23 protein-coding genes are annotated in these 23,242 nt (G+C 65.4%); 15 read left to right on the top strand and 8 right to left on the bottom strand.

Annotated elements, in window-relative coordinates; translation table 11 throughout:
• The first annotated feature begins 8 nt into the window (after positions 1-8).
• The 4 genes from tssA to tssJ all read left to right on the top strand — a co-directional run bounded on the left by tssA (position 9) and on the right by tssJ (position 5,084).
• Positions 9-1,592 (top strand): type VI secretion system protein TssA, encoded by a 1,584-nt coding sequence (gene tssA / locus ABD05_RS17785; protein WP_047901489.1) that lies wholly within the window; start codon positions 9-11, stop codon positions 1,590-1,592.
• Positions 1,593-1,601: 9 nt separating this feature from the next.
• On the top strand, positions 1,602-3,416 hold the full coding sequence (gene tssF, locus ABD05_RS17780; RefSeq protein WP_047901488.1) for a type VI secretion system baseplate subunit TssF: 1,815 nt from the start codon (positions 1,602-1,604) through the stop codon (positions 3,414-3,416).
• A 98-nt stretch (positions 3,417-3,514) separates the two neighbouring features.
• Positions 3,515-4,537 (top strand): type VI secretion system baseplate subunit TssG, encoded by a 1,023-nt coding sequence (tssG, locus tag ABD05_RS17775; protein ID WP_420796370.1) that lies wholly within the window; start codon positions 3,515-3,517, stop codon positions 4,535-4,537.
• A gap of 13 nt (positions 4,538-4,550) precedes the next feature.
• Positions 4,551-5,084: a type VI secretion system lipoprotein TssJ gene (gene tssJ / locus ABD05_RS17770; RefSeq protein ID WP_047901486.1), complete on the top strand. Its 534-nt coding sequence runs from the start codon at positions 4,551-4,553 to the stop codon at positions 5,082-5,084.
• Between the two features lie 107 nt (positions 5,085-5,191).
• On the opposite strand, the gene catC is transcribed toward tssJ, so the two are convergent.
• The 3 genes from catC to ABD05_RS17755 are packed head-to-tail and all read right to left on the bottom strand — an operon-like array spanning position 5,192 to position 7,594.
• Positions 5,192-5,482: a muconolactone Delta-isomerase gene (gene catC / locus ABD05_RS17765; RefSeq protein ID WP_034185107.1), complete on the bottom strand. Its 291-nt coding sequence runs from the start codon at positions 5,480-5,482 to the stop codon at positions 5,192-5,194.
• A gap of 43 nt (positions 5,483-5,525) precedes the next feature.
• On the bottom strand, positions 5,526-6,428 hold the full coding sequence (gene catA, locus ABD05_RS17760; RefSeq protein ID WP_047901485.1) for a catechol 1,2-dioxygenase: 903 nt from the start codon (positions 6,426-6,428) through the stop codon (positions 5,526-5,528).
• Positions 6,429-6,460: 32 nt separating this feature from the next.
• Entirely contained in the window at positions 6,461-7,594 is a 1,134-nt protein-coding gene (locus ABD05_RS17755) for a muconate/chloromuconate family cycloisomerase (protein WP_047901484.1), read from the bottom strand.
• 91 nt (positions 7,595-7,685) lie between these two features.
• Here ABD05_RS17755 and ABD05_RS17750 point away from each other — a divergent pair, with 91 nt between their 5' ends.
• Positions 7,686-8,576 carry a LysR family transcriptional regulator gene (locus tag ABD05_RS17750; RefSeq protein WP_047901483.1) on the top strand — a complete coding sequence of 297 codons (891 nt, stop codon included), beginning with the start codon at positions 7,686-7,688 and terminating at the stop codon, positions 8,574-8,576.
• 146 nt (positions 8,577-8,722) lie between these two features.
• Here the strand turns inward: ABD05_RS17750 and andR are convergent, their stop codons facing one another.
• The gene (andR, locus tag ABD05_RS17745; protein WP_047901482.1) at positions 8,723-9,682 is read right to left on the bottom strand and encodes an anthranilate 1,2-dioxygenase regulatory protein AndR; all 960 of its coding nucleotides are present in this window, start codon (positions 9,680-9,682) and stop codon (positions 8,723-8,725) included.
• Between the two features lie 211 nt (positions 9,683-9,893).
• Between andR and andAc the strand changes: the two genes are divergently transcribed.
• From andAc to ABD05_RS17720, 5 genes are all read left to right on the top strand, one after another.
• Positions 9,894-11,165 carry an anthranilate 1,2-dioxygenase large subunit AndAc gene (gene andAc / locus ABD05_RS17740; protein WP_047903620.1) on the top strand — a complete coding sequence of 424 codons (1,272 nt, stop codon included), beginning with the start codon at positions 9,894-9,896 and terminating at the stop codon, positions 11,163-11,165.
• A gap of 14 nt (positions 11,166-11,179) precedes the next feature.
• Complete coding sequence (andAd, locus tag ABD05_RS17735; RefSeq protein ID WP_014900133.1) at positions 11,180-11,656, top strand: anthranilate 1,2-dioxygenase small subunit AndAd; 477 nt, start codon at positions 11,180-11,182, stop codon at positions 11,654-11,656.
• Between the two features lie 17 nt (positions 11,657-11,673).
• A complete protein-coding gene (gene andAb, locus ABD05_RS17730; RefSeq protein ID WP_034185113.1) occupies positions 11,674-12,000 on the top strand; it encodes an anthranilate 1,2-dioxygenase ferredoxin subunit AndAb in 327 nt (108 codons plus the stop codon).
• A complete protein-coding gene (gene andAa, locus ABD05_RS17725) occupies positions 11,990-13,210 on the top strand; it encodes an anthranilate 1,2-dioxygenase system ferredoxin--NAD(+) reductase (RefSeq protein ID WP_047901481.1) in 1,221 nt (406 codons plus the stop codon). The genes andAb and andAa overlap by 11 nt, the downstream gene beginning before the upstream one ends.
• A gap of 211 nt (positions 13,211-13,421) precedes the next feature.
• Positions 13,422-14,708 carry a DUF445 domain-containing protein gene (locus tag ABD05_RS17720; RefSeq protein WP_047901480.1) on the top strand — a complete coding sequence of 429 codons (1,287 nt, stop codon included), beginning with the start codon at positions 13,422-13,424 and terminating at the stop codon, positions 14,706-14,708.
• 33 nt (positions 14,709-14,741) lie between these two features.
• Here the strand turns inward: ABD05_RS17720 and ABD05_RS17715 are convergent, their stop codons facing one another.
• On the bottom strand, positions 14,742-15,044 hold the full coding sequence (locus tag ABD05_RS17715) for a HigA family addiction module antitoxin (RefSeq protein WP_047901479.1): 303 nt from the start codon (positions 15,042-15,044) through the stop codon (positions 14,742-14,744).
• Between the two features lie 12 nt (positions 15,045-15,056).
• The gene (locus ABD05_RS17710) at positions 15,057-15,335 is read right to left on the bottom strand and encodes a type II toxin-antitoxin system RelE/ParE family toxin (RefSeq protein ID WP_047901478.1); all 279 of its coding nucleotides are present in this window, start codon (positions 15,333-15,335) and stop codon (positions 15,057-15,059) included.
• A 201-nt stretch (positions 15,336-15,536) separates the two neighbouring features.
• Here ABD05_RS17710 and ABD05_RS39300 point away from each other — a divergent pair, with 201 nt between their 5' ends.
• Positions 15,537-15,668 carry a hypothetical protein gene (locus ABD05_RS39300; protein WP_261309909.1) on the top strand — a complete coding sequence of 44 codons (132 nt, stop codon included), beginning with the start codon at positions 15,537-15,539 and terminating at the stop codon, positions 15,666-15,668.
• A gap of 48 nt (positions 15,669-15,716) precedes the next feature.
• On the opposite strand, the gene ABD05_RS17705 is transcribed toward ABD05_RS39300, so the two are convergent.
• Together ABD05_RS17705 and ABD05_RS17700 are read right to left on the bottom strand one after the other, a co-directional pair.
• Entirely contained in the window at positions 15,717-16,016 is a 300-nt protein-coding gene (locus ABD05_RS17705) for an addiction module antidote protein (protein WP_039344756.1), read from the bottom strand.
• Between the two features lie 3 nt (positions 16,017-16,019).
• Entirely contained in the window at positions 16,020-16,337 is a 318-nt protein-coding gene (locus ABD05_RS17700; protein WP_096474909.1) for a type II toxin-antitoxin system RelE/ParE family toxin, read from the bottom strand.
• 350 nt (positions 16,338-16,687) lie between these two features.
• On the opposite strand from ABD05_RS17700, the gene ABD05_RS17695 reads away from it, so the two are divergent.
• The 4 genes from ABD05_RS17695 (at position 16,688) to ABD05_RS17680 (ending at position 23,210) form a co-directional block, all read left to right on the top strand.
• Positions 16,688-18,328 (top strand): acetolactate synthase large subunit, encoded by a 1,641-nt coding sequence (locus tag ABD05_RS17695; protein WP_047901476.1) that lies wholly within the window; start codon positions 16,688-16,690, stop codon positions 18,326-18,328.
• A 29-nt stretch (positions 18,329-18,357) separates the two neighbouring features.
• Positions 18,358-19,791 (top strand): aldehyde dehydrogenase family protein, encoded by a 1,434-nt coding sequence (locus ABD05_RS17690; RefSeq protein WP_047901475.1) that lies wholly within the window; start codon positions 18,358-18,360, stop codon positions 19,789-19,791.
• 229 nt (positions 19,792-20,020) lie between these two features.
• A complete protein-coding gene (locus ABD05_RS17685; protein WP_047901474.1) occupies positions 20,021-21,604 on the top strand; it encodes a Na+/H+ antiporter in 1,584 nt (527 codons plus the stop codon).
• A gap of 472 nt (positions 21,605-22,076) precedes the next feature.
• Positions 22,077-23,210, top strand: coding sequence for a hybrid sensor histidine kinase/response regulator (locus ABD05_RS17680; RefSeq protein ID WP_047901473.1), 1,134 nt, complete (start codon positions 22,077-22,079; stop codon positions 23,208-23,210).
• The last annotated feature ends 32 nt before the right edge of the window (positions 23,211-23,242 follow it).

Below are 23,242 nucleotides of genomic sequence, written 5' to 3'. Positions count from 1 at the left end.
GACCTGCCATGACGCTTGCCAATTTCGTAAAGACACTCGTCGGCGGTCCTCGCGTCGATTCGCTGCAGGAATCCCGACAGACCACCTGGGCAGCATGGCTGGTTCCGATACCCGGGGAGCAAGCATGCGGCCGCGATCCCGGCTACGAGGATGCGTTCTTCGAACTGAAGGACGAGGCAAACAAGCTGTCGGGAATCGACGACGGACTGATCGTCCGCACCTGCGAGCAATTGCTCAAGGAAACTGGAAAGGATCTGCGTCTGGTCGGCTACTACACGTTTGCGAGGTTGCGGCAGGACGGTCCGGCCGGCTTTGCCGACGGACTCGAACTGGCTGCTTCGCTAGTCGACCGGTTCGGCGACGCAGTGCTGCCCGCGCGGGCCGAAGCGAAGCGGGCGGCGATGGAAATGCTGGCGACGTCGCGCATGATCGAGACGCTGGACAGTCGCGGCGACTTTGCGCCGGCCGATCTCGAACGTGCGCTTGCTGCGCTCGACGTGCTCGTCGAACAAACGGGGAACTGGCCGGAAGCCGCGCGGCCGAATCTGCAGCCGCTGGTTACCCGTTTCGAGCGCAAGGAGGAACCAGCTCGCGGTGCGAATTCGGGCGTGGTCCCGTCACAAAAGATCGCTTCGGTTCCCGCGTCGAGCGGGGCGATCGCGTCGGCGCGCGACCTGCTCGATCAGGCACGTTCGATGTCGACGTGGCTGCGGGATCAGGAAAACGGCTATTTGCCGTCGGTGCGCCTCGTGCGCAGCGTTCGATGGGACACCTTGCATGACGTGCCGCCAGCGGATGCCGCATCGCATACGCGTCTGGCGCCGCCGCGTGCCGAGTTGCGCCAGCAGATGAAGCGCCTTGTGCTGCAGAAGCACTGGCACGAGTTGCTGGAGCGTGTCGAGGGCGCGTTCATGGAAGGTGTGAATCACCTGTGGTTCGATCTGCAGTACTTCCAGCATGTCGCGCTCGATCACGTCGGCACGCCGTACAGCGCGTGGCGCGAACTGCTGCGCGCCGACTTTGCGCTGTTTCTCGAACGGTTGCCGGGCATCGAACGACTGGCATTCAGCGACGGCACGCCATTCTCCGACGACACGACGCTCGAATGGATCGCCCGGCACGCGGTCGTGCGCGACCTGGAGGCGGGCGAGACGGTGGCGCCGCTGTCGGTCTCCGCGGATAGCGACGGCGACGCCGCCGGCGATTGGCCCGAGATCGAGACTCAGGCCCGCGAACTGGCCGCGCGCGAAGGCATCGAGACGGCCTTCGCATGGCTCGAAGCGCTACCCGGCATGAAAACCGATCGGCATCGCTACCTGCAGCGGCTCGTAATGGCCCGATTGGCCGATCATGCCGGCCGTCCCGACGCTGCGCTCGCGCTGCTTGCCGAGCTCGACGCGTCGTCCCGGTCGCTGCCGCTGATGCGCTGGGAGCCTGCGCTGACGTTCGAAGTCAAGCAACAACTCGTCAAGGCATTGAAAACGATGAGCAGCCGCAAAGATGCCGACAAGCCGGCGCTCATGCGTCGTGTTGCTGAACTGCAGGCCGAACTCACTGTGCTCGATCCCGCTCGCGCCTTGACCCTTTCGTAACGGATTCTCATGGACAACAACGATTCCATCTTGCGCTACTACGAAGCGGAAATGCGCTATTTGCGCGAATCCGGCAAGGAGTTCGCGAAGGCACACCCCGATCGTGCGCGCCTGCTCAATCTCGATCGCGTAGGTGATCGCGATCCTTACGTTGAGCGGCTCTTCGAGGGTTTCGCGTTCCTGACCGGCCGGCTCCGACAAAAACTCGACGACGAATTGCCCGAACTGACCGAGGGACTCGTCAGCCTGTTGTGGCCGCACTATCTGCGGATGATTCCGTCGCTGTCGATCGTGGAGTTGATGCCGTTCGCGGAGAAACTGCAGAAGACCGAGGTGGTGCCGGCCGGCGCACCCGTCAGGTCGGCACCGATCAATATCCCGTCGCCCGGCGGTGTCGAAGGTTCGGCGCCGCGAACGATCCAGTGCTTGTACCGGACCACACAACCCGTCGCGCTTCAGCCGGTTACGATTACCCACGCCGGTCCGGCCGTGCGCCATGACGGCCGTTCGGTGATCAGGATCGGCTTCGCGTTGGAGGGATCCGCACTGCGCAACGAAACGAACCTGTCGCGCCTGCGTGTGCATCTGAACGCGGATCTTCCGACCGCATTCGCGATGCATCTCGCGCTCACAAGGCAGGTCGACGCGATCCACTGGCGCATCCCGGAAATTCGCGACGGCGAACCGGTGCCGCTCACGGGTGTCACGATCGAGCCCGCGGGCTTCTCGACGGAAGAGCGATTGTGGCCCAAGGCCGATGCTGCGTTTTCCGGGTATCAGCTTCTGCTCGAGTACTTCACGTTTCGCGAGAAGTTCCTGTTCGTCGACCTGTGCGGACTCGATGTCGCGAAGCTTCCGGAAGGTGCGACCCGCTTCGAACTCGAAATCGTGCTGAAGCACGCGTATCCGTCGGACCAGCGATTCAGCGCTGAGAACGTGCGGCTGTTCTGCACGCCGGTCATCAACCTGTTCGAACTCGATGCCGAGCCGATCGAGATCGATCATCACGAAACCGAATATCGCGTCGTGCCGGCCGGCCATCAGGGCGAGCATGTCGAAACGTATTCGGTCGATGCGATCGCGACATTCGACCACGATACGGCCGAACGATACGAATACGTGCCGTTCGCCACGTTCCGTCATCGCGGCGGCATGCTGCGGCACGAGGCCCCCGAGCGCTATTTCCATACGCGCGTGCGTCCCGGCGTGTCGGGGTTGCACGAAACCTGGGTGATTCTCGGCGGCCATGCGTGGGAAACGATGGATACGCTTCCCGAGGAGAGCCTGTCCTTGCGCGTGACCGGCACGAACGGAATGCTGCCGCGCAAGGGTTTGCGCGAGGCAAGTCTCAACGAGATCGCGGTCAGCACGCAAAGCGTTGCCGGCGTGCGTAATCTCGTGTCGCCGACGTTGCCGCTGTATCCGCCGACGGAGGATCGCTTTCAGTGGCGCGTGTTGTCGCATCTGGCGCCGAACTTCCTTTCGATGATGAACGCGGAAGTATTGCGCGGCGCCCTGGCGCTTTACGACTGGACCAGCGACGAGCTGAACCGTCGACGGCTCGCGGGCATTCTGCATGTGTCGCAGGAGTTGATCGAAGAGGTGTCGGGCGGTGCGGTCGAGCGAGGCGCGCTGATCGAGATCACGCTCGACTCGCACGCGTTTTCCGGCGAAGGCGACGTGATGCTGTTCGGGGAATTGCTGCATCGGTTCTTCGAGGCATATGCGGAGATCAACCTCTTTACTAAGCTGGCGATCGTCAGCCTGCCGTCCCAGCTTCGGACCGAGTGGCCCCGCGGCAAGGTGCAGAGGGCGGCACTATGAGGCGGTCATTCAATCGGGTTGGCGTCGAAGCGACCGATGCACAAGCGCTTCCGGCAATTGTCGGGAGCCTGCTGGCGCGTGCACCGAAGATGAGCTTCATGCAGTTCTGTCGACTGCTGGAAGCCTGTGATCCCGACACGCCCGGATTCGGCACGCGCGACACGCCGGAACACGAGCCGGTGCGATTCCGGCCGCGTCCTCGTTTGGGCTTTCCGGCCGGCGAGATGGCGGCGGTCGAGAGCGACGACGAGGATGGCGATGCGCCGCCGACCATCCGCACGACGTTCATGGGGCTGTACGGGGTCGATGCGGCGATGCCGTCGCATACGGTCGACGAGATCGCGCTGCGCGAAGAGGGACATGAAGCGGTCGAGGCGTTTCTCGACCCGTTCAATCATCGCATCGCGACGCTGCTGTACCGCACATGGAAGAAATACCGCTATCCCGAGCGTTTTCAGACCGGTGGCGTCGACGATTATTCCCGGAGCCTGTTGTGTCTGGCAGGGTTCGGATGGGGCGACAAGCCCGCGCGCGCCGGTTTGCCGGCGTCGCGAATGCTGGCGCTGCTCGGTCTCCTGATTCAGCGCACGCGAACATCCGAAGGGCTGGCCGGCGTCATTGCGCTTGCCGCGCCGCGCGTCGGCGTCCGCGTCGACGAGTTCTGGGCGGTGACGACAAGTGCGGGCCAGCCGAGGCCGCTGACGTCGACACGCCCGGCGATTGCAGCTTCACGGGACGACCGGCGTGTCGGTCTCGGCGGGGGTTACGTGCTCGGCAGGCGCATCGCGTATCGCAGCCGTGCGGTGCGTGTGACGCTGCGGCCTGACGATGTGCACCAGGCGCATGATTTGTTGCCGGGCGCGTCGTTGCACCGCGAGTTGATGGCGTTCATTCGGTTGTATGTCGGCGTGAAAGCCGATGTGCATTTGCGAATGGAAGTGTCGTCCCGTTTCGTTCCGAGTCCGGTTGTCGGGGCAGGGCGTGCAGATCCTGCGCCGCGTCTCGGCTGGACCACGGTGTTGCCCTCCGGGGACGCGCGCTTGATCGATATCGCGCTCGGTATCTACGAGGCATTTCCGACACCTCAATCGAACTCGCATCCCGTGCCACGCACGATCTGATTCCGGAGTCTTCATGTTCAATCGAATGAGCGCGGCGACCGTTGCCGCAGCGTTGCTTCTGTCGGGCTGCGGTGCCTGGCAGTCCGTCTCGGATGCATCATCGAATGCCTATCGTGCGGTGTTTTTCAAGCAGGTGAAGGTGCTGAATGTCGATCTCACGGCACGGGCTGCACTGAATCCGGACGAGGCGGGGCGAGCGACGTCGGTAGCGGTTCGCGTGTATCAGCTTAAGGATCGCAAGATATTCGATGAAGCAACGTACGAGGACCTGTTGAAGAGCGATCGGACTGTTCTCGCGCCGGATCTGCAGGCAGACATGTCGGCGGTTGTGAATCCTGGCGCGTCGTCGAGTTTGTCGCAGCCCATGCAACGAGAGACGAAGTACGTGGCGATCGTTGCGTTGTACCGCGCCCCCGGAGCGTCAGGAGACTGGAAGCGGGTGATTGAGAAAAAGAAGCTCGATCCGGATAAGCCGCTCCGAATGGATCTGTCGCTGAACGGGCTACAGGTGGCAGGAGAAGTCACGAAGTCAGCGTCTTCTAGATAAGCTGCGGAGACGGCGATAGAGAGCTGATATCGCGTGCAAACGCAGGGCGTTTCAGTCCCCGCGCGGGCCCATGTGCCGGGTAACCGGCAGCATGGGCCGCTGGGGAATTACCGATCGTCTTCCCGAACCGAAGACGGATGCCGGCACAGCGCCCGGACCTCGAGCTCCATATACGGAAACAGCGGCAACTGGCTGAGCAGATCATGCAGTTGCTGCACGCTCTCGACATCAAAAATGCTGACGTTCGCATAGCGCCCCGCGATCCGCCACAGATGTCGCCAGATCCCTTCGTTCATCAGCCGCTGGCACATCGCCTTTTCTTCCGCCTTCAGCGTCGCCGCCTTGACCGGATCCATGTCCGCCGGCAGACGGACCGTCATTTCCACATGAAACAGCATCCTGCACTCCTTGCGTTATCGATTCGTCGAACGGAAAGGCCGCTCAGGCTTGCGCGCGGGCACGCTCGACTTCGCTCGCCGGCACGTCCTGCTTTTCCTTGAGCAGCGAGAAATCGAAGTCGATCAGCGCGAACTGCCCGTCGACACCATACGGCTTGCCTTCCGCGCCCTCGGCCTGCTTGACCTTCGGGATCAGCCCTTCGCGGGTCGCGAATGCGAAGTCGTCCCAGATGTGCGGATCGCCTTCGATGTTGATCTGCGTCGTCAGCTTACGATAACCGTCCGCCGAAACGAAGAAGTGAATGTGCGCCGGACGATGGCCGTGGCGGCCGAGCTGGTCGAGCAGCTGCTCGGTCTTGCTGCCCGGCGGCACGCTGTAGCCGACCGGCAGCACGCTGCGGAAGCTGTAGCGGCCTTCGGCATCGGTGCGGATCGAGCGGCGCAGGTTGAACGCGGGCTGCGATTGATCGAAGTACGAATAATTGCCGAGATGGTTCGCGTGCCATACCTCGACCAGCGCATTCGCGAGCGGCGCGCCATCGTTGCCGAGCACCTGGCCGCGCATGATGAGCGTCTGGCCCGGGTCGGTGCCGTCGTCGAGACGCGCATGGCCGACCGATTCCGGTGCACCCGCTACATACAGCGGCCCTTCGATCGTGCGCGGCGTGCCGCCCTGGATGCCGGCCTTTTCCTCGGCCTCGTCCATCCGCACGTCGAGGAAGCGCTCGAGGCCGAGGCCCGCGGCGATCAGCCCGAATTCGCGGCCGGCTTCGTTCAGGTAGTTGAGGGCCGTCCAGAACTCGCTCGGCTGCACGTCGAAGTCCTCGATCGTGTAGCAGATGTCCTTCACGATCCGGTTGACGATCGCGCGCACGCGCGGGTTGCCGGGTTTCTCGGCGGCGTCGTCGAAGGTCTTCAGCAGTGCGTCGATGGCTTGCTTGTTCATCTGTGTCTCCGGTTTCGGTTGTCGTGTGGGGATCAGCGGGCGCCGCGTCGCATCCGTTCGATGCGGGCCCAGTCGAAGGTGATGCCGAGGCCGGGCGTCGCCGGCAGGTGCAGCTTGAAATCCTGGTAGCGCAGCGGCTCGACGAGGATTTCCTCGGTGAGCAGCAGCGGGCCGAACAGTTCGGTGCCCCATTTCAGCGAGTCGAACGTGCTGAACAGTTGCGCGGACGCCATCGTGCCGGCCGCGCCTTCGAGCATCGTGCCGCCGTACAGTTCGATGCCGGCCGCCGCCGCGATCGACGCGACGCTCGCCGCGCCCTGCAGGCCGCCCGATTGCGCGATCTTCACCGCGAACACGTCGGCCGCGCGATCCTGCGCGAGCGCGAACGCATCGACGGGGCCGTGCAGCGCCTCGTCGGCCATGATCGGCACCTGCGCGAGCTGCGTGAGGCGTTTCAGCCCCGCGCGGTTGGTCGCGGCGATCGGCTGCTCGACCAGGCTCACGCCGGCGTCCGCGAGCCGCGCGCCGGCCCAGATCGCGTCGGTTTCGCTCCACGCCTGGTTCACGTCGACCCGCACGTCGCCGCGCTCGCCGAGCGCGCGCTTGATCGCGACCACGTGGGCGACGTCGTCCGCGACCGTGTTCGAGCCGATCTTCAGCTTGAATGCACGATGGCGGCGTGCGTCGAGCATCGCCTCGGCTTCCGCGATGTCGCGCTGCGTGTCGCCGCTCGCGAGCGTCCAGGCGACGTCCACCGCATCGGTCCTGCGGCCGCCGAACAGCTCGGACAGCGGCACGCCGAGACGCTGCGCCTGCGCGTCGAACAGCGCGGTCTCGATCGCGCACTTCGCGAAACGGTTGCCCTGGAACAGCTTGCGCGCCCGCGCCATCGCGGCGCCCGGGCGTGTCGCGTCCATGCCCTGCAGCAGCGGCGCGAAGTAGGTGTCGATGTTGACCTTGATGCTTTCGGGGCTCTCCTCGCCGTACGCGAGGCCGCCGATGGTCGTCGCCTCGCCGACGCCTTCGATACCGTCCGTGCATCGAATTCGGACCAGCACGAGGGTCTGGCAATTCATCGTGGCGACCGACAATTTGTGGGGCCTGATCGTCGGCACGTCGACGAGCAATGTCTCGATGCGTTCGATGGTGGCGGCAGTTGCTATCATGCGATTCCTCCTGTTGGTGCACATGGTAGGAATTCCCGCCCCGCGTCGTCCAACACTCTTTCCGACTACTTCCATACCTTTGAGGCATGAAATGGAATTGCGCCAGCTCCGCTACTTCATCGCCGTCGCCGAGGAAATGAACATCACGCGGGCCGCCGAGCGGCTGCACATGACGCAGCCGCCGCTGAGCCGTCAGCTCCAGGCGATCGAGGACGAGATCGGGCTGCCGCTGTTCGAGCGCGGTGCGCGGCCGCTGAAGCTGACGGACGCCGGGCGCGTGTTCTATGCGCAGGCGAAGCGCCTCGTCGACCAGGCCGACGAGCTCGGCCCGCTGACGCGGCGGCTCGCGCAACTGTCGGAGCGGATCGTGATCGGCTTCGTGCCGTCGACGCTGTACGGCGCGCTGCCAGACGTGATCCGCGCGTTTCGCGAGGCGCAGCCGGACGTCGAGCTGTCGCTGATCGAAATGTTCACGCTGGAGCAGCTCGGCGCGCTGAAGGGCGGGCGGATCGACGTCGGGTTCGGCCGCCTGCGTTTCGACGACGACCAGGTCGTGCGCGAGGCGCTGATCGAGGAAAAGCTGATCGCGGCGCTGCCGGTCGGGCATCCGCTCGCCGATCCCGACCGGCCGCTCGCGCTCGCGGATATCGCGAACGAGACGCTGATCGTCTATCCGAGCACGCCGCGGCCGAGCTTCGCCGACCAGCAGTTATCCGCATTGCGCGACGGCGGGCTGGTGCCGGCGGCCGTCCATGAGGTGCGCGAATTGCAGACGGCGCTCGGGCTCGTCGCCGCGCAGGTCGGCGTATCGCTGGTGCCGGAGAGCGTGGAGGGCGTGCGCGTGAGGGGTGTCGTCTACCGGCGGCTGCCGGAACCGGCCGCAACGTCGCCGATCATCATGAGCCGCCGGCTGCACGGCGAAAGCGCTGCGACAGCCGCGTTCTGCGCGATCGCGCGGGAGATGATCGTGCCGGCGGCGTAACCGCCGTCGCTGGTTTTATAAGTCGCAACTAACGGTCTGTTTCGGCATGTGCCGTCGAATGCGGAGAGGGTATCGCGATGTCATGCCGTCTCGCGTGATGCCGTTGCCGGTTGCGCAAGCTGCCGCGTGCACCGGCGGACTCATTGTCAGCGCTTCCCGTCGAGCGTCTCCGACGGCGATTCCCCGAACTTCTCCCGGTACGCGATCGCGAACCGGCCAAGGTGCGTGAACCCGCAATCGAGCGCGACATCCGCAATCCGCCGGTCGGACGCCGCGCCGCGCAGCAGCTCGCGTGCATGGTCGAGCCGCGTCGCGCGCAGGTATTGCATGGGGCTCATCCCGCGGAACTGCAGGAACGCGTCGCGCAGCGTCCGCTCCGGCACGTTGGCGGCGCGGACGATATCGGCAAGCTGCAGCGGCTGAGCGTAATGTGCGTTCACGAACTCCTGCGCGCGCCGCACGAAGCCCGGCGCCGGATCGCGGTGCGACGCGGGCAGCACGGACGGCGGGTGGCCTTCGATCAGCAGGTCGATCAGCAGGTGCTCGAGCTGCGACGCGACGCGCGGGTTCGCGTTGGCGCGTTCGAGCAGTTCGGGCGAACGCGCGACGAGCATCAGTTGCTGGCGCCATGCGGCGAGCGCGGCGTCGCTGATGTGCAGCACGGGGTCGAGCGTCGCGCGCGGGTCGCCGGTCAGCGAGCCGACGGTCGCTGCGTCGATGCGCAGCACGAACTGCTCGCAATCGGCGGACAGTACCGCATCGAAGCGCTCGCCGGGCGCGCACAGCACGCCGGTCTGGCCGTCGACGCCGAGCTGCCGCCCCATCGCGCGCACCTCGGCCTGGCCGGACAGGCAGAACATCAGCAGGTAATAGCCGTCGACCGCGTCGACCTGTACGCGCATCGCGTCGCCGAACGCGATCGTGCCGATCCCGAGCCCGCCGAGCTTGACGAAATCCATGTGCGACGCCCCGTGCACGCGGCCGTTCGGCAGCAGCGCGTGCGGCTGCATCACGCGCGAGATCCGCTCGCGCGTCTCGTCGAGATCGCGGGATTCGAACAGCCGGTGCGCGCGCAGCGCGAGCGGCTCGAACGACATTGGGGACATGGGCCTCAGCCTGATTGGGGACGCCGCGTTTCGATCCGACGAATGGGTCGCGATCGGACGCGGCATCGTGTGTGCCGCCATGCTAGCTCAGAAATCCGCCGAAAGTGGATATTGCACCGCCGCAATCGCACTTTCCGGATAGACGGCGAATATTAGCCTTTCAAAAATGGACCCCATCTTATTAATGAAACGGATCAACAAGGAGTCCGACATGGAGCAGACAGAATCGCCCGTCGTGTTCGCCGCGCGCGGCGACGCGTCCGACGTGAGCTTTCCGCACGACGACGGCTCGCGCGTGCCGTACAAGGTGTTCAGCTCGCAGGCCGTCTACGAACGCGAGCAGGAACGCATCTTCCGCGGGCCGACGTGGAACTTCGTCGCGCTGGAAGCGGAAATCCCGAACGCCGGCGACTTCAAGAGCACGTTCGTCGGCGACACGCCGGTCGTCGTCACGCGCGCCGAGGACGGCACGCTCGCCGCATGGGTGAACCGCTGCGCGCATCGCGGCGCGCAGGTGTGCCGCAAGTCGCGCGGCAACGCGACCTCGCACACGTGCGTCTATCACCAGTGGAGCTTCGACAACACGGGCAACCTGCTCGGCGTGCCGTTCCGGCGCGGCCAGAAGGGGATGACCGGGATGCCGGCTGATTTCGACCCGAAGCAGCACGGGCTGCGCAAGCTGCGCGTCGACAGCTATCGCGGGCTCGTGTTCGCCACCTTCAGCGATGAAGTGATGCCGCTGCCCGACTATCTCGGCGAGCAGATGCGCCCGTGGATCGACCGGATCTTCCACAAGCCGATCGAGTATCTCGGCTGCACGCGCCAGTATTCGAAGTCGAACTGGAAGCTGTACATGGAGAACGTGAAGGACCCGTATCACGCGAGCATGCTGCACCTGTTCCATACGACCTTCAATATCTTCCGCGTCGGGATGAAGGCGCGTTCGATTCCGGACGCGAACCACGGGCTGCACAGCATCATCACGGTGACGAAGACGAACGACGACACGTCGGCCGCGTACAAGCAGCAGAACATCCGTTCGTTCGACGAGGGCTTCCACCTCGAGGACGAATCGATCCTCGATCTCGTGTCGGAATACGACGAGGACTGCACGAACCATATCCAGCCGATCTTCCCGCAGCTCGTGATCCAGCAGATCCACAACACGCTGGTCGCGCGGCAGATCCTGCCGAAGGGCCCCGACAACTTCGAGCTGATCTTCCACTTCTTCGGTTATGCGGACGACACGCCCGAGCTGCGCGCGCTGCGCATCAAGCAGGCGAACCTGGTCGGGCCGGCCGGCTATATCTCGATGGAGGATACGGAGGCGACCGAACTCGTGCAGCGCGGTACGGTGCGCGACGGCGATGCGACGTCGGTGATCGAGATGTCGCGCGGCAATCCGGACCAGCAGGACACGGTGATCACCGAAAGCCTGATCCGCAAGTTCTGGGTCGGTTACCAGAAGCTGATGGGCTATTGAAGCGGGAGCGAGAAATGACGGAAGACATGAAGACGTGGTTCGAGATTTACATGCTCCAGAACCGCTACATCGGGCACCTCGACAACGACCGGCTCGAACACTGGCCGGAAATGTTCACCGAGGACTGCACGTACGAGATCGTGCCGAAGGAGAACGCGGATCTCGGGCTGCCGGTCGGGATCGTCCACTGCACGAACCAGCGGATGCTGCGCGATCGCGTGGTGTCGCTGCGGCACGCGAACATTTTCGAGGAGCACACGTACCGGCACATGACGTCGGGCCTGACGATCGTCGCCGAACGCGACGGCGAGATCGACACCGAGAGCAACTACGTCGTCGTGCAGACGCGCAGCAATGGCGAATCGAACGTGTACCAGGCCGGCAAGTACTACGACACGGTCGTGCGCACGCCCGACGGGCTGCGCTACAAGACCAAGCGGGTGATTTACGACACGTCGCGCGTGCAGACGCTGCTCGCCACCCCGATCTGACGAAGCAAGGAACCGACATGACCGAAGCAACGCTCGCCGAGTGGCATCCGCTCGGCGCTTTCGACGAATTCTCCGAAGACGAACCGGCGGCGCGTGTCGCCGGCCAGAAGCCGATCGCCGTGTTCCGGATCGGCGACGAACTGTTCGCGATGCACGACCTTTGCACGCACGGCCATGCGCGGCTGTCCGAAGGTTATGTGGAGGACGGTTGCGTCGAATGCCCGCTGCACCAGGGGCTGATCGACATCCGCACCGGCGCGCCGAAATGCGCGCCGATCACGGAGCCGGTGCGGACCTATCCGCTCCGGATCGTCGACGGGCAGGTGGAAGTCAATGTCGGCTGATCCGTTCGTAATCGTCGGCGCGGGCCACGCGGCCCGGCGCACGGCCGAAGCGCTGCGCGAGCGCGATGCCGCCGCGCGTATCGTGATGATCGGCGCGGAGCGCGAGCTGCCATACGACCGGCCCGCGCTGTCGAAGGATGCGCTGATGAGCGACGGCGGCGAGCAGCGCGCGTTCGTGCGCGATGCGGCGTGGTACGACACGCAGCGTATCGAGCTGCGGCTCGGCACGCGCGTCGATGCGATCGGGCGCGACGCGCAGCGCGTGCAGCTCGACGACGGCACGACGCTGCCGTACGCGCGGCTCGTGCTCGCGACGGGTTCGCGGGTGCGCACGTTCGGCGGTGCGATCGACGAAGGCGTCGAGCCGCATTACGTCCGCACCGTTGACGATGCGCGTGCGTTGCGCACGCGACTCGCGCCGGGCCGCCGCGTCGCGGTGCTCGGTGGCGGTTTCATCGGCCTCGAGGTCGCGGCTGCGGCGCGCCAGCTAGGTTGCGACGTGACGGTGATCGATCCGGCACCCCGATTGCTGCAGCGTGCGTTGCCGGAAGTCGTCGGTGCGTATGCGCGTCAGTTGCACGACGCGCGTGGCGTGGTGTTTCAGATGGCGACGCTGCCGCGTGCGATCCGACGTGCGCCGTCCGGCGGTGCGATCGTCGAGACCGATCGCGGCGATGTGCCGGCCGATATCGTCGTGGTCGGCATCGGTGTCGTGCCCAATGTCGAGCTTGCACAGGCGGCCGGGCTCGACGTCGACAACGGGATACGCGTCGACGCGGGCTGCCGCACCGCCGATCCCGCGATCTTCGCGGCGGGCGAGGTGACGATGCATTTCAATCCGCTGCTCGGGCGTCACGTGCGGATCGAATCTTGGCAGGTTGCCGAAAACCAGCCGGCCGTTGCGGCCGCGAACCTGCTCGGCGCGGACGAGACCTATGCCGAACTGCCGTGGCTATGGTCCGATCAGTACGACTGCAATCTGCAGATGCTCGGGTTGTTCGGCAGCGAATGCACGACCGTCGTGCGCGGCGATCCGGCGAGCGGGCCGTTCACGGTGTTCGGGCTGGGCGACGACGGCCGAATCGCCGCGGTGGCCGCGGCGAACCTGGGGCGCGACATCGGCGCATCGCGCCGGCTGATCGCGGCAGGAGCGGTGCCCGATCCGGTGAAACTCGCCGATCCGGCGGTGAACCTGAAAACGTTTCTGTAGCGGCGGCAGGCGCGGCGAGCATGGCCGGCGCGGCGGACGGATTGCGTCGGCGATGACGTCGCCGGCCGCGCGCTTACCGGACGGTTGCGCGAGCGGAGGGTGACCTGATGCGCGGCGGCGATCGCGCGGGCCCGTCGCGCATCATGCCGCGCGTTTGTCGGCCGGGGCGAAATCGGGGATATTAGCGACATCGCCGATCCGCCCGTCCTCCATGACGCCTGACAAAGCCCTCGAACTGAAACGAAGCAAGCGCCGCGCGCTGTGGCTGCTGCTGGCCGCAGTCGCGGTGTTCGTCACGACGATCCTGCTGCCGCGCGGCCCGTGGGTCGACGGCGTCAAGGCCGTGGCCGAGGCCGCGATGGTTGGTGCGCTCGCCGACTGGTTCGCGGTCGTCGCGCTGTTCCGTCGCGTGCCGATTCCGTTCGTGTCGCGCCATACCGAGATCATCCCGAAGAACAAGGACAAGATCGCCGACAACCTCGCGGTGTTCGTGCGCGAGAAGTTTCTCGGCCCCGATGCGCTCGCCGCACAGATCCGCCAGCACGATCCCGCGCAGAAACTCGGCGCATGGCTCGGCGAGCCGGCGAACACCGACGCGCTGGGCGTCTACGTGACGAAGCTGATGAGCTTCGCGCTCGACATGACCGACGACGCGCGGATCCAGTCGTTCGTCCACGACGCGTTCCGCGCGGTGATCGACCGGGTCGACCTGTCGCAATCGGCCGGCGCGATCCTCGACACGCTGACGAAGGACGGCCGCCACCAGGCGTTGCTCGACGATGCGATCGAACAGGTGGTCGACGTGCTCGACAAGGAGGAGAACCGCGAGGTGATCGCGGGATTCATCGTCGAATGGCTGAAGACGCAGTATCCGAAAATCGAGAAGATCATGCCGACGCAGTGGTTCGGCGAGAACGGCGCGCGGATGCTCGCGAGCGCGGTGAGCCGCGTGCTGGAAGACGTGGCGGCGGATCCCGAGCACGAGCTGCGGCAGCGCTTCGACCGGACGGTCGTGCGGCTGACCGTCCGGCTGAAGCACGATCCCGTGTTCATCGAAAAGGGCGAGGAGATCAAGCGCTACATTCGCGACGGCGATGCGTTCAACGAATACGCGCGCGACTTGTGGGACCAGTTGCGCGCGTGGCTGAAGGCCGATCTCGCGCGCCCCGATTCGGTGCTGCACCGGCAGGCCGCGACGCTCGGCGGCTGGCTCGGCGCGCGGCTCGCCGAGAGCCCGGCGCTGCGCGCGTCGCTGAACGAGCATATCGAGAAGGCCGTGCACGAGATGGCGCCGGATTTCGCCGATTTCCTGATGCGCCACATCCGCGACACGGTGCGCAACTGGGATGCGCGCGAGATGTCGCGGCAGATCGAGCTGAACATCGGCAAGGATCTGCAGTACATCCGCATCAACGGCACGCTGGTCGGCGGGCTGATCGGGCTCGGGCTGTATCTGGTGTCGCTGGTGCCGCGCTGGGCGGCCGGGTGGTTGCACTGACGCGGCCATGCCGGCGAACGGCGGCCGCGGTGCCTACGCGTGCGTGCGCTCGCGCGGTTCGACCTTGCGGTCGATCTCGCTGCGCGTCGGCAGTGTCTTGAGATCGTAAGCGGCTTGCAGGTTCAACCAGAATTCCGGCGACGTATCGAAGTAGCGCGCAAGCCGGTAAGCCGTATCGGCCGTGATGCCGCGCCGTTCCTTGACGATTTCGTGCAAGCGTGTCGCCGGCACGTTCAACGCGAGCGCCAGTGCGTTGACGCTCATTTCCAGCGGAACGAGGAACTCTTCCCGCAGGACCTCGCCCGGATGAATCGGGCGCATTCCATTCTTGAGCATGCGAGGCTCCAGTCAGTGATAGTCGACGATCTCGACCTGGGTGGGGCCATCGTCGCTCCATTCGAAACAGATCCGCCATTGCTCGTTGATGCGGATGCTGTGCTGGCCTCCCCGATCGCCTTGCAACGCCTCGAGCCGGTTGCCGGGAGGCGCCCGCAAATCGCGCAGTTCTTTCGCAGCGGCGACCATTTGCAGTTTCCGGGTGGCAACGGTTTCGATCGTGCGGAAGCGCTTGGGCGATTCTCCAGCAAACAGCAACTGGGTATCCTTGCATCGGAACGATCTGATCATTACGGGCATGGTATTACGTTTGGCGTAATACGTCAATAAGGGCGAAATGGTTTCAACGATGCGTACGTCGAAGCGCCGCCGCGTGAAACGACAAATAGGAAACCTAAATGATTGGGAATGGGTGAGGTCAACGCGTGATGACAGGTATCGCCAATGCATGCCGGCCGGTTTCTGTCGTCCCGACGAGTATAGGGGCGCGCGTTGCCTTTACGGGTCCGCTATGCCATTCGGACGATCCATTGCATCAACGGTACGCTGGTCGGCGGGCTGATCGGGCTCGGGTTGTATCTGGTGTCGCTGGTGCCGCGCTGGGCGGCCGGGTGGCTGCATTGATGCGGCCGCGGCCATCGCGCAGACGGCGCGGTGGCGCGCGCCCACGCATCACGCGTGCGCTTTCGAGCCGTGCAGTTGCAGGCCGAGCGCCTTGATGACCTTCAGGATCGTGCCGAAGCTCGGGTTGCCGTCGTGCGACAGCGCCTTGTACAGCCCTTCGCGCGACAGGCCCGCATCGCGCGCGACCTGCGACATGCCGCGGGCGCGTGCGATCACGCCGAGCGCGTGCGCGATGAAGGCCGGATCGTCGCCGGCCTCTTGCAGGCAGGCCTCGAAGTAGTCGGCCATGTCGTCTTCGGTTTTCAGATGGTCGGCCGAATCCCACGGCCGGGTGCTGATCTTGTCCATCGATCACTCCATGTCGAGATGCGCAAGCATCGCGTGCGCGGCGCGTATGTCGGCCTGTTGCGTCGATTTATCGCCGCCGCAGAGCAGGATGACCCAGATCGTTCCGCGCCGGACGTAGTAGACGCGATAACCGGGGCCATGGTCGATACGCATTTCGACGACTGGCGAGCCGGCGGATTTCCAGTCGCCCGGATTGCCCATCGACAGGCGGTCGATGCGTGCCTGGATGCGGCGCTTCGCGACGCGATCCTGCAGGCCGGCAAACCATGCGTCGAAGACGTCGGTGGTCCGGATGCTGAACGTAGGCGCACTGTAGGGCATTGATTGCAGTATGTCAACCATGGTTCACAGGTATATCGGGCTATTCCGTAGTCGCTACATTAGGGCAGCCTGCTTCGTTTGCGCGCCAAATGGCCATTCGGCCGAAGTCGAAATTTTCCGAATCCGTCTACAATCAATCACGTCTTTGCCGCCCGTGCGCGCCCGTCGCGCACGGGCGGGTCCGTTCGTCCTCCGGTATCCGGAGGCGCCGCCGCGCATCGCTCATTGCGCGGCGGGAAGTGCCGTGGTCAGTGTCCAGTAGGTAAAGCGTCCGCGTGCCGTAGGCCGGCGCGCGTCATGTACGCCGCGTGTCCGTAGGCCGGGCAGGCGGCATCAACCGAGAGTCCCCCATGAAAGCATCGGATCTGTTCGTGAAGGCGCTGGAAGCCGAAGGTGTCGAGTACGTGTTCGGCATTCCCGGCGAGGAAAACCTCGATCTGCTCGAATCGCTGCGGCGATCGAAGATCAAGCTCGTGCTGACCCGGCACGAGCAGGCGGCCGGCTTCATGGCCGCCACCTACGGCCGCCTGACGGGCCGCACCGGCGTGTGTCTCGCGACGCTCGGGCCCGGCGCGACGAACTTCGTGACGGCCGCCGCGTATGCGCAGCTCGGCGGGATGCCGATGCTGATGATCACCGGGCAGAAGCCGATCAAGTCCAGCAAGCAGGGCCACTTCCAGATCGTCGACGTGGTCGACATGATGCAGCCGCTCACGAAGTTCACGCGGCAGATCGTGTCGATCGGCAACATCCCGTCGGCCGTGCGCGAGGCGTTCCGCCGCGCGGAGGAAGAGCGCCCGGGCGCCGCGCACCTCGAATTGCCGGAAGACATCGCGCACGAGGAAGGCGACGGCAAGCCGATCCCGCGCAGCTACAGCCGGAGGCCGATCGCCGAGGAGAAGGCGGTCGCGCACGCGGTCGACGCGATCCAGGCCGCGCGCCATCCGCTGCTGATGATCGGCGCGGGCGGCAACCGCAAGACGACCCGCAAGATCCTCGTCGAATTCGTCGACAAGACGGGCATCCCGTTCTTCACGACGCAGATGGGCAAGGGTGTGATCGACGAGACGCACCCGCTGTGGCTCGGCAATGCGACGCTGTCCGACGGCGACTTCGTGCACCGCGCGATCGAGCATGCGGACTGCATCATCAACGTCGGCCACGACGTGATCGAGAAGCCGCCGTTCTTCATGCGCGCGGACGACAAGACCGTGATCCACGTGAACTTCCTCGGTGCGCAGGTCGACCCCGTCTATTTCCCGCAGATCGAGGTGGTCGGCGACATCGCGAACGCGGTGTGGCAGATGACGGAAGCGATCGCGCCGCAGCCGCACTGGGATTTCGCGCGCTTCGCGATGATCAAGGAGCATTTCGACGCGCACCTGGAGAAGGGCCAGCACGACCCGCGCTTCCCGATATACCCGGTGCGCATCGTCAACGACCTGTACAACGCACTGCCGGCCGACGGGATCGTCTGTCTCGACAACGGGATGTACAAGATCTGGTTCGCACGCTACTGGCGCGCGCACGAGCCGAACTCGCTGTTGCTCGACAACGCGCTCGCATCGATGGGCGCGGGCCTGCCGTCGGCGATCGCGACGAAGATCGTGCATCCGCAGCGCAAGGTGATCGCCGTGTGCGGCGACGGCGGCTTCATGATGAATTCGCAGGAGCTCGAAACGGCCGTGCGGCTGAAGCTCGACATCGTCGTGATGATCCTGCGCGACGATGCATTCGGGATGATCCGCTGGAAGCAGGAGAACATGAATTTCCCCGATTTCGCGATGACGCTGCAGAACCCCGATTTCGTGTCGTATGCGCAAAGCTACGGCGCGCACGGGCATCGCGTCGAATCGGCCGACGATCTCGAGCCGCTGCTGCGCGAGTGCTTCTCGTCGCCGGGCGTGCACGTGATCGACGTGCCGATCGACTATTCGGACAACGAGCGCGTGCTGAACCGCGAGATCAAGCGGCTGTCGGCGCAACTCTGAATTCACCGTTCACAGGAAGGAGTCGTTCCATGTTGAAGGAAACCTATCCGTACTACCTCGCCAACGAGGCCGTCTACGCGAACACCGATCTGGAAGTGACGGACAAGTTCAGCGGCAAGGTCGCGACGCGCGTCGCGCTGGCCGACGCGAAGGCGATCGATGCGGCGATCGGCGCGGCGGTCGACGCCGCGAAGCCGATGCGCGAGCTGCCGGCCTTCAAGCGGCAGGCCGTGCTCGACCATTGCGTCGCGCGCTTTCGCGAGCGCTTCGACGAGCTGGCCGAAGCGCTGTGCATCGAGGCCGGCAAGCCGATCAACGATTCGAAGGGCGAAGTGACGCGGCTGATCGACACGTTCCGCGTGGCATCCGAGGAATCGGTGCGCATCGACGGCGAGATCATCAACCTCGAGATCTCCGCGCGTGCGCAGGGCTATACGGGCTACACGAAGCGCGTGCCGGTCGGCCCGTGCTCGTTCATCTCGCCGTTCAACTTCCCGCTGAACCTCGCCGCGCACAAGGTCGCGCCCGCGCTCGCGGCCGGCTGTCCGTTCGTGCTGAAGCCCGCGAGCCGCACGCCGATCGGCGCGCTGATCATCGGCGAGGTGCTCGCGGAAACCGACCTGCCGAAGGGCGCGTTCTCGGTGCTGCCCGCGCATCGCGACGGCGCCGATCTCTTCACGACCGACGAGCGTTTCAAGCTGCTGTCGTTCACGGGCTCGCCGGCCGTCGGCTGGGCGCTGAAGGAGAAGGCCGGCAAGAAAAAAGTCGTGCTGGAACTCGGCGGCAACGCTGCCGCGATCGTCGATGCGGATCAGCACGACCGGCTCGACTACGTGGTCGAGCGTCTTGCGTTCGGCGCGTACTACCAGTCGGGTCAGAGCTGCATCGGCGTGCAGCGGATCCTCGTGCATGCCGATCTGTACGACGCGCTGCGCGAGAAGCTGATCGCGAAGACGCGTTCGCTGAAGATGGGCGATCCGAAGGATCCGTCGACGTTCGTCGGCCCGATGATCTCCGAGTCCGAATCGAGCCGGCTGTCGGGGTGGATGGATGCGGCCGTCGCGGCGGGCGCGAAGATCGTCGCGGGCGGCAAGGTCGACGGTGCGATGTTCGAGGCGACGCTGCTGGAAAACGTCGGGCATGAGCAGGACCTGTACCGGAAGGAGGCGTTCGGCCCCGTCGCGATCCTCGAGAAATTCGACCGGTTCGACGACGCGCTCGCGCGCGTGAACGACAGCGACTTCGGGCTGCAGGCCGGCGTGTTCACCGATTCGCTCACGCATGCGCAGCGCGCGTGGGACGAGCTGGAGGTCGGCGGTGTCGTGATCAACGACGTGCCGTCGTTCCGCGTCGACAACATGCCGTACGGCGGCGTGAAGGACTCGGGCCTCGGCCGCGAAGGGATCCGCTACGCGATCGAGGACATGACCGAGCCGCGGCTGATGGTCGTGCGGCGCCGGTAACGCGGGGCGGGCAGCGCGGTGCCGCGACGGCACGCGGGCGGGCGATCGTGCCGGCCCGCGTGCCGTTTTCCATCGCGGCGCACACACCGGCCCGCAACGGGCCCGTACCGCGTGGCGGGCCTCCCGAACGCGCTCGACTGCGGGCATCGCATCGTGATGTAATCGCGCCAAACTGCCGACCGGGGTACGACGCCGGAACGCGCGAATTCATTCTTCACGAGGTCGATTCATGTCTCCCGTCTCGGCATTCAAGCTGGTTTTGTTGTCATTCCTGGCGATCGTCGCGCTCGAATGCATCGCCAAGCGGCTGCGGCTGCCGCCCGCGGCCGCGCTGCTGATCGGCGGCATCGGCATCGCGTTCATCCCCGGCTTGCCACCGATCAACCTCGATCCCGAACTGGTGCTGCTGGTATTCCTGCCGCCGCTGCTGATGGACGGTGCGTATTTTTCGGTGTGGGAGGAGTTCAAGCGCAACGTCGGCGGCATCCTGCTGCTCGCGATCGGCGCGGTCGTGTTCACGACGTTCGCGGTCGGCTTCGCCGTGCACTGGGTCGTGCCGGCGCTGCCGTGGGCCGCATGCTTCGCGCTCGGCGCGATCGTGTCGCCGCCCGACGCGGTTGCCGCGAAGGCCGTGCTCGAACGCGTCGCGCTGCCGCGCCGGCTGATGGTGCTGCTCGAAGGCGAGAGCCTGCTGAACGACGCGGCCGGCCTCGTGCTGTTCCGCTTCGCGGTCGCGGCCGCGCTCACCGGCGCGTTCAGCCTCGAGCATGCGGTCGTGCGCTTCGCGGAGCTCGGGCTCGGCGGCGTGGTGGTCGGCTTCGTGGTCGGCAGGCTCGTCGTGTGGTTCCTGAAGCTGCTCGACGATGACTATCTCGTGATCACCGTCGCGGTGATTGCCGGCTGGATCGCGTATATCGCGGGCGAAATGGTCGAGGTGTCGGGCGTGATCGCGACCGTCACGGCCGGCATGATCATCGGCTGGCATCAGCACGAGGTGTTCTCGGCGGCCGTGCGCACGCGCGGCACCGCGTTCTGGCAGGTCATCGTGTTCCTGCTCGAAGCGATGGTGTTCGTGCTGATCGGGCTGTCGCTGCGCGGCGCGATGCACCGGCTCGGCGGCTTCGAACAGGTGCTCGCCACGATGGTGCCGCCGGTGCTCGCAGTGCTGTCGGCGGTGATCGTGTCGCGCTTCGTGTGGATCTACGCGGTCGAGGCGCTGAAGTGGCCGGTGCGCGGGATCGCGCGGCGCGGCGACGCGCCCGACTGGAAGGCCGCGACGATCATGAGCTGGGCCGGGATGCGCGGTGTCGTCACGCTGGCGATCGCGCTGTCGCTGCCCGAGGCGATGCCCGGCCGCGACGTGATCCTGGTCGCGTCGTTCGCGGTGATCCTCGTCACCGTGTTGCTGCAGGGCACGACGATCGGGCCACTGATCCGGCTGCTGCGTTTGCCGCAACGCGAAGCGCGCGCCGCGCATCACCTGACCGAGCCGCAGACGTGGGCGTACGTCGAGGCCGCGCAGCTCGCGGCGATCCAGCCGCTCGTGCGCGACGAGAACGGCGTGGTCATCCATCCGCGCCTGCTCGAGCAATACACGTATCGCGCGGAAATGACCGAGCGGGCGAAGAACGAGCCCGCGTATCCGGCGGAAGTGCGCACCGCGCACTACGACGTGGTGCTGGCCGCGATCAAGGCCGGGCGCGCGGAACTGTTGCGCCTGCATCGTTCAGGCCGCATCCACGACGAGATGCTGCACATGCTCGAACGCGATCTCGACCTGCAGGAAGTGTCCGCGCAGCACGGGCGCGGGTAGGCGGCCGCACCTCCATCATCGGGCCGGCTTCCTGCCGGCCCGATGCGCGCGGGTCGATCCTCGCCCTGGGCGCCGTATTTTTCTCCCTTCCTCCGGCCGATTCGGTGCATTTTCATCAGGCCCCAATACGTCTCGCAATCGAGCCTTGCAGCGCATGCAAACCTCGCTTTGCCGAGCTCGCAAACGTTATCGTGTTTCGAATCCGGAAATGATCTGATTTATCTGATTGCGGCTCTTTCTGCATATTTGGCAAAACTAAACCGGAAGGAGATAGATGCTGTGTTCTAATTTCATTTAGAATCAGCCGGTTATCTTTATTGAGAGAAAGAATGCGGAGGTAATGCGGCCGTCGACGGGGAAAATCCGGCGTCCGGAGCCCCGCAAGGCATTGCCGACAGGCCAAATCGGCGGAATCAGGCGGGGTTTTCAACCGCCAATATAAGATCGCGTCCAAGTCGGATAAACAACTCCCATGAAAGAATCGGTTGGAGATTCGGCGTTTGAAACTGTATTTATGAAAGAATCAAGCAGCGATAATGCCCCGGATTGTCTTGAATCGGGGCTTTCGGTTCTCCTGGTCGACGATCAACCGTTCGTCGGCGAGGTGATCCGCCGCGCGCTGCGCAGCGAACACGACATCGACCTGCACGTGTGCACCGACGCACACCGGGCGATGGCGGTTGCGCGCGACGTGAAGCCGACGGTCATCCTGCAGGATCTCGTGATGCCGGAGATCGACGGCCTCGATCTCGTTCGCGCATGGCGTGCGGACGCCGGCACCGCACGCGTGCCGATCATCGTGCTGTCCGCGAAAGAGGAGCCGATCGTCAAGCGCGAGGCGTTCATCGCCGGCGCGAACGACTATCTGGTGAAGCTCCCCGACGCGATGGAACTGACCGCGCGCATCCGCTATCACTCGAATTCGTACCTGATGTCCCGCCAGCGCGACGAGGCGCTCGATTTCCTGTCGCACGACATGCGTTCGCCGCAGACGTCGATCCTCGCGCTGCTCGACGTCTACCGGACCGAGCACGGCGACATGCCGGCGATCATGGAGCGCATTGCCGGCCATGCGCGGCGCGCGCTTGCGCTCGCCGACGGCTTCATCCACCTGACCCGCGCGCAGTCCGAGCGCCGCGCACACGAGGTCGTGAGTCTCAACGAGATCGCGCTCGATGCCGTCGACCAGCTTTGGGAGAAGGCGGCCGGGTGCGGCAGCCGGGTCGTCGCGCACGTGCCCGATACCGAGTGCGTGACGATGGGCGACCGCATGATGCTCACGCGCGCGGTCGCGAACCTGATCGACAACGGGCTGAAGTACGGCCCGGCCGGCACGGACGTGCACTGCACGCTGAGCGGCGAGGGCGGTGCCTGGCTGATCGGCGTCGAGGATACCGGCGCCGGCATCGCACCGGAGCAGCGCACGGCCGCGACCGAGTCGTTCGTGCAGCTCGAATCCGCGCATGGCGCGGCGCGCAGCGGCTTCGGCCTCGGGCTCGCGTTCGTCCGCGCGACGGCGGCGCGGCATCGCGGCCAGATTTTGATGCGCAATACGGCGCGCGGCTTCATGGTCGCGCTACGTTTGCCGGCGCAAGCGGAGCGGTGATTTCGCGGCGCGGCCTGCCGGCGCCGCGTCGT

This window comes from Burkholderia pyrrocinia, assembly GCF_001028665.1.
GTDB classification, from domain to species: Bacteria; Pseudomonadota; Gammaproteobacteria; order Burkholderiales; family Burkholderiaceae; genus Burkholderia; species Burkholderia pyrrocinia.
This window is presented reverse-complemented; position numbering and strand designations above follow the sequence as displayed.

Coding starts and splice junctions, on each gene's coding strand:
- andAb (WP_034185113.1), top strand. CDS start 11,674: ATGACCGAAGCAACGCTCGCCGAGTGGCATCCGCTCGGCGCTTTCGAC.
- ABD05_RS17705 (WP_039344756.1), bottom strand. CDS start 16,016: ATGGACAAGATCAGCACCCGGCCGTGGGATTCGGCCGACCATCTGAAA.
- tssJ (WP_047901486.1), top strand. CDS start 4,551: ATGTTCAATCGAATGAGCGCGGCGACCGTTGCCGCAGCGTTGCTTCTG.
- andAc (WP_047903620.1), top strand. CDS start 9,894: ATGGAGCAGACAGAATCGCCCGTCGTGTTCGCCGCGCGCGGCGACGCG.
- ABD05_RS17680 (WP_047901473.1), top strand. CDS start 22,077: ATGAAAGAATCGGTTGGAGATTCGGCGTTTGAAACTGTATTTATGAAA.
- ABD05_RS17750 (WP_047901483.1), top strand. CDS start 7,686: ATGGAATTGCGCCAGCTCCGCTACTTCATCGCCGTCGCCGAGGAAATG.
- ABD05_RS17700 (WP_096474909.1), bottom strand. CDS start 16,337: ATGCCCTACAGTGCGCCTACGTTCAGCATCCGGACCACCGACGTCTTC.
- tssA (WP_047901489.1), top strand. CDS start 9: ATGACGCTTGCCAATTTCGTAAAGACACTCGTCGGCGGTCCTCGCGTC.
- ABD05_RS17695 (WP_047901476.1), top strand. CDS start 16,688: ATGAAAGCATCGGATCTGTTCGTGAAGGCGCTGGAAGCCGAAGGTGTC.
- andR (WP_047901482.1), bottom strand. CDS start 9,682: ATGTCCCCAATGTCGTTCGAGCCGCTCGCGCTGCGCGCGCACCGGCTG.
- catA (WP_047901485.1), bottom strand. CDS start 6,428: ATGAACAAGCAAGCCATCGACGCACTGCTGAAGACCTTCGACGACGCC.
- ABD05_RS17715 (WP_047901479.1), bottom strand. CDS start 15,044: ATGCTCAAGAATGGAATGCGCCCGATTCATCCGGGCGAGGTCCTGCGG.
- ABD05_RS17710 (WP_047901478.1), bottom strand. CDS start 15,335: ATGATCAGATCGTTCCGATGCAAGGATACCCAGTTGCTGTTTGCTGGA.
- tssG (WP_420796370.1), top strand. CDS start 3,515: ATGCAGTTCTGTCGACTGCTGGAAGCCTGTGATCCCGACACGCCCGGA.
- ABD05_RS17720 (WP_047901480.1), top strand. CDS start 13,422: ATGACGCCTGACAAAGCCCTCGAACTGAAACGAAGCAAGCGCCGCGCG.
- catC (WP_034185107.1), bottom strand. CDS start 5,482: ATGCTGTTTCATGTGGAAATGACGGTCCGTCTGCCGGCGGACATGGAT.
- andAa (WP_047901481.1), top strand. CDS start 11,990: ATGTCGGCTGATCCGTTCGTAATCGTCGGCGCGGGCCACGCGGCCCGG.
- ABD05_RS17755 (WP_047901484.1), bottom strand. CDS start 7,594: ATGATAGCAACTGCCGCCACCATCGAACGCATCGAGACATTGCTCGTC.
- andAd (WP_014900133.1), top strand. CDS start 11,180: ATGACGGAAGACATGAAGACGTGGTTCGAGATTTACATGCTCCAGAAC.
- ABD05_RS17690 (WP_047901475.1), top strand. CDS start 18,358: ATGTTGAAGGAAACCTATCCGTACTACCTCGCCAACGAGGCCGTCTAC.
- tssF (WP_047901488.1), top strand. CDS start 1,602: ATGGACAACAACGATTCCATCTTGCGCTACTACGAAGCGGAAATGCGC.
- ABD05_RS17685 (WP_047901474.1), top strand. CDS start 20,021: ATGTCTCCCGTCTCGGCATTCAAGCTGGTTTTGTTGTCATTCCTGGCG.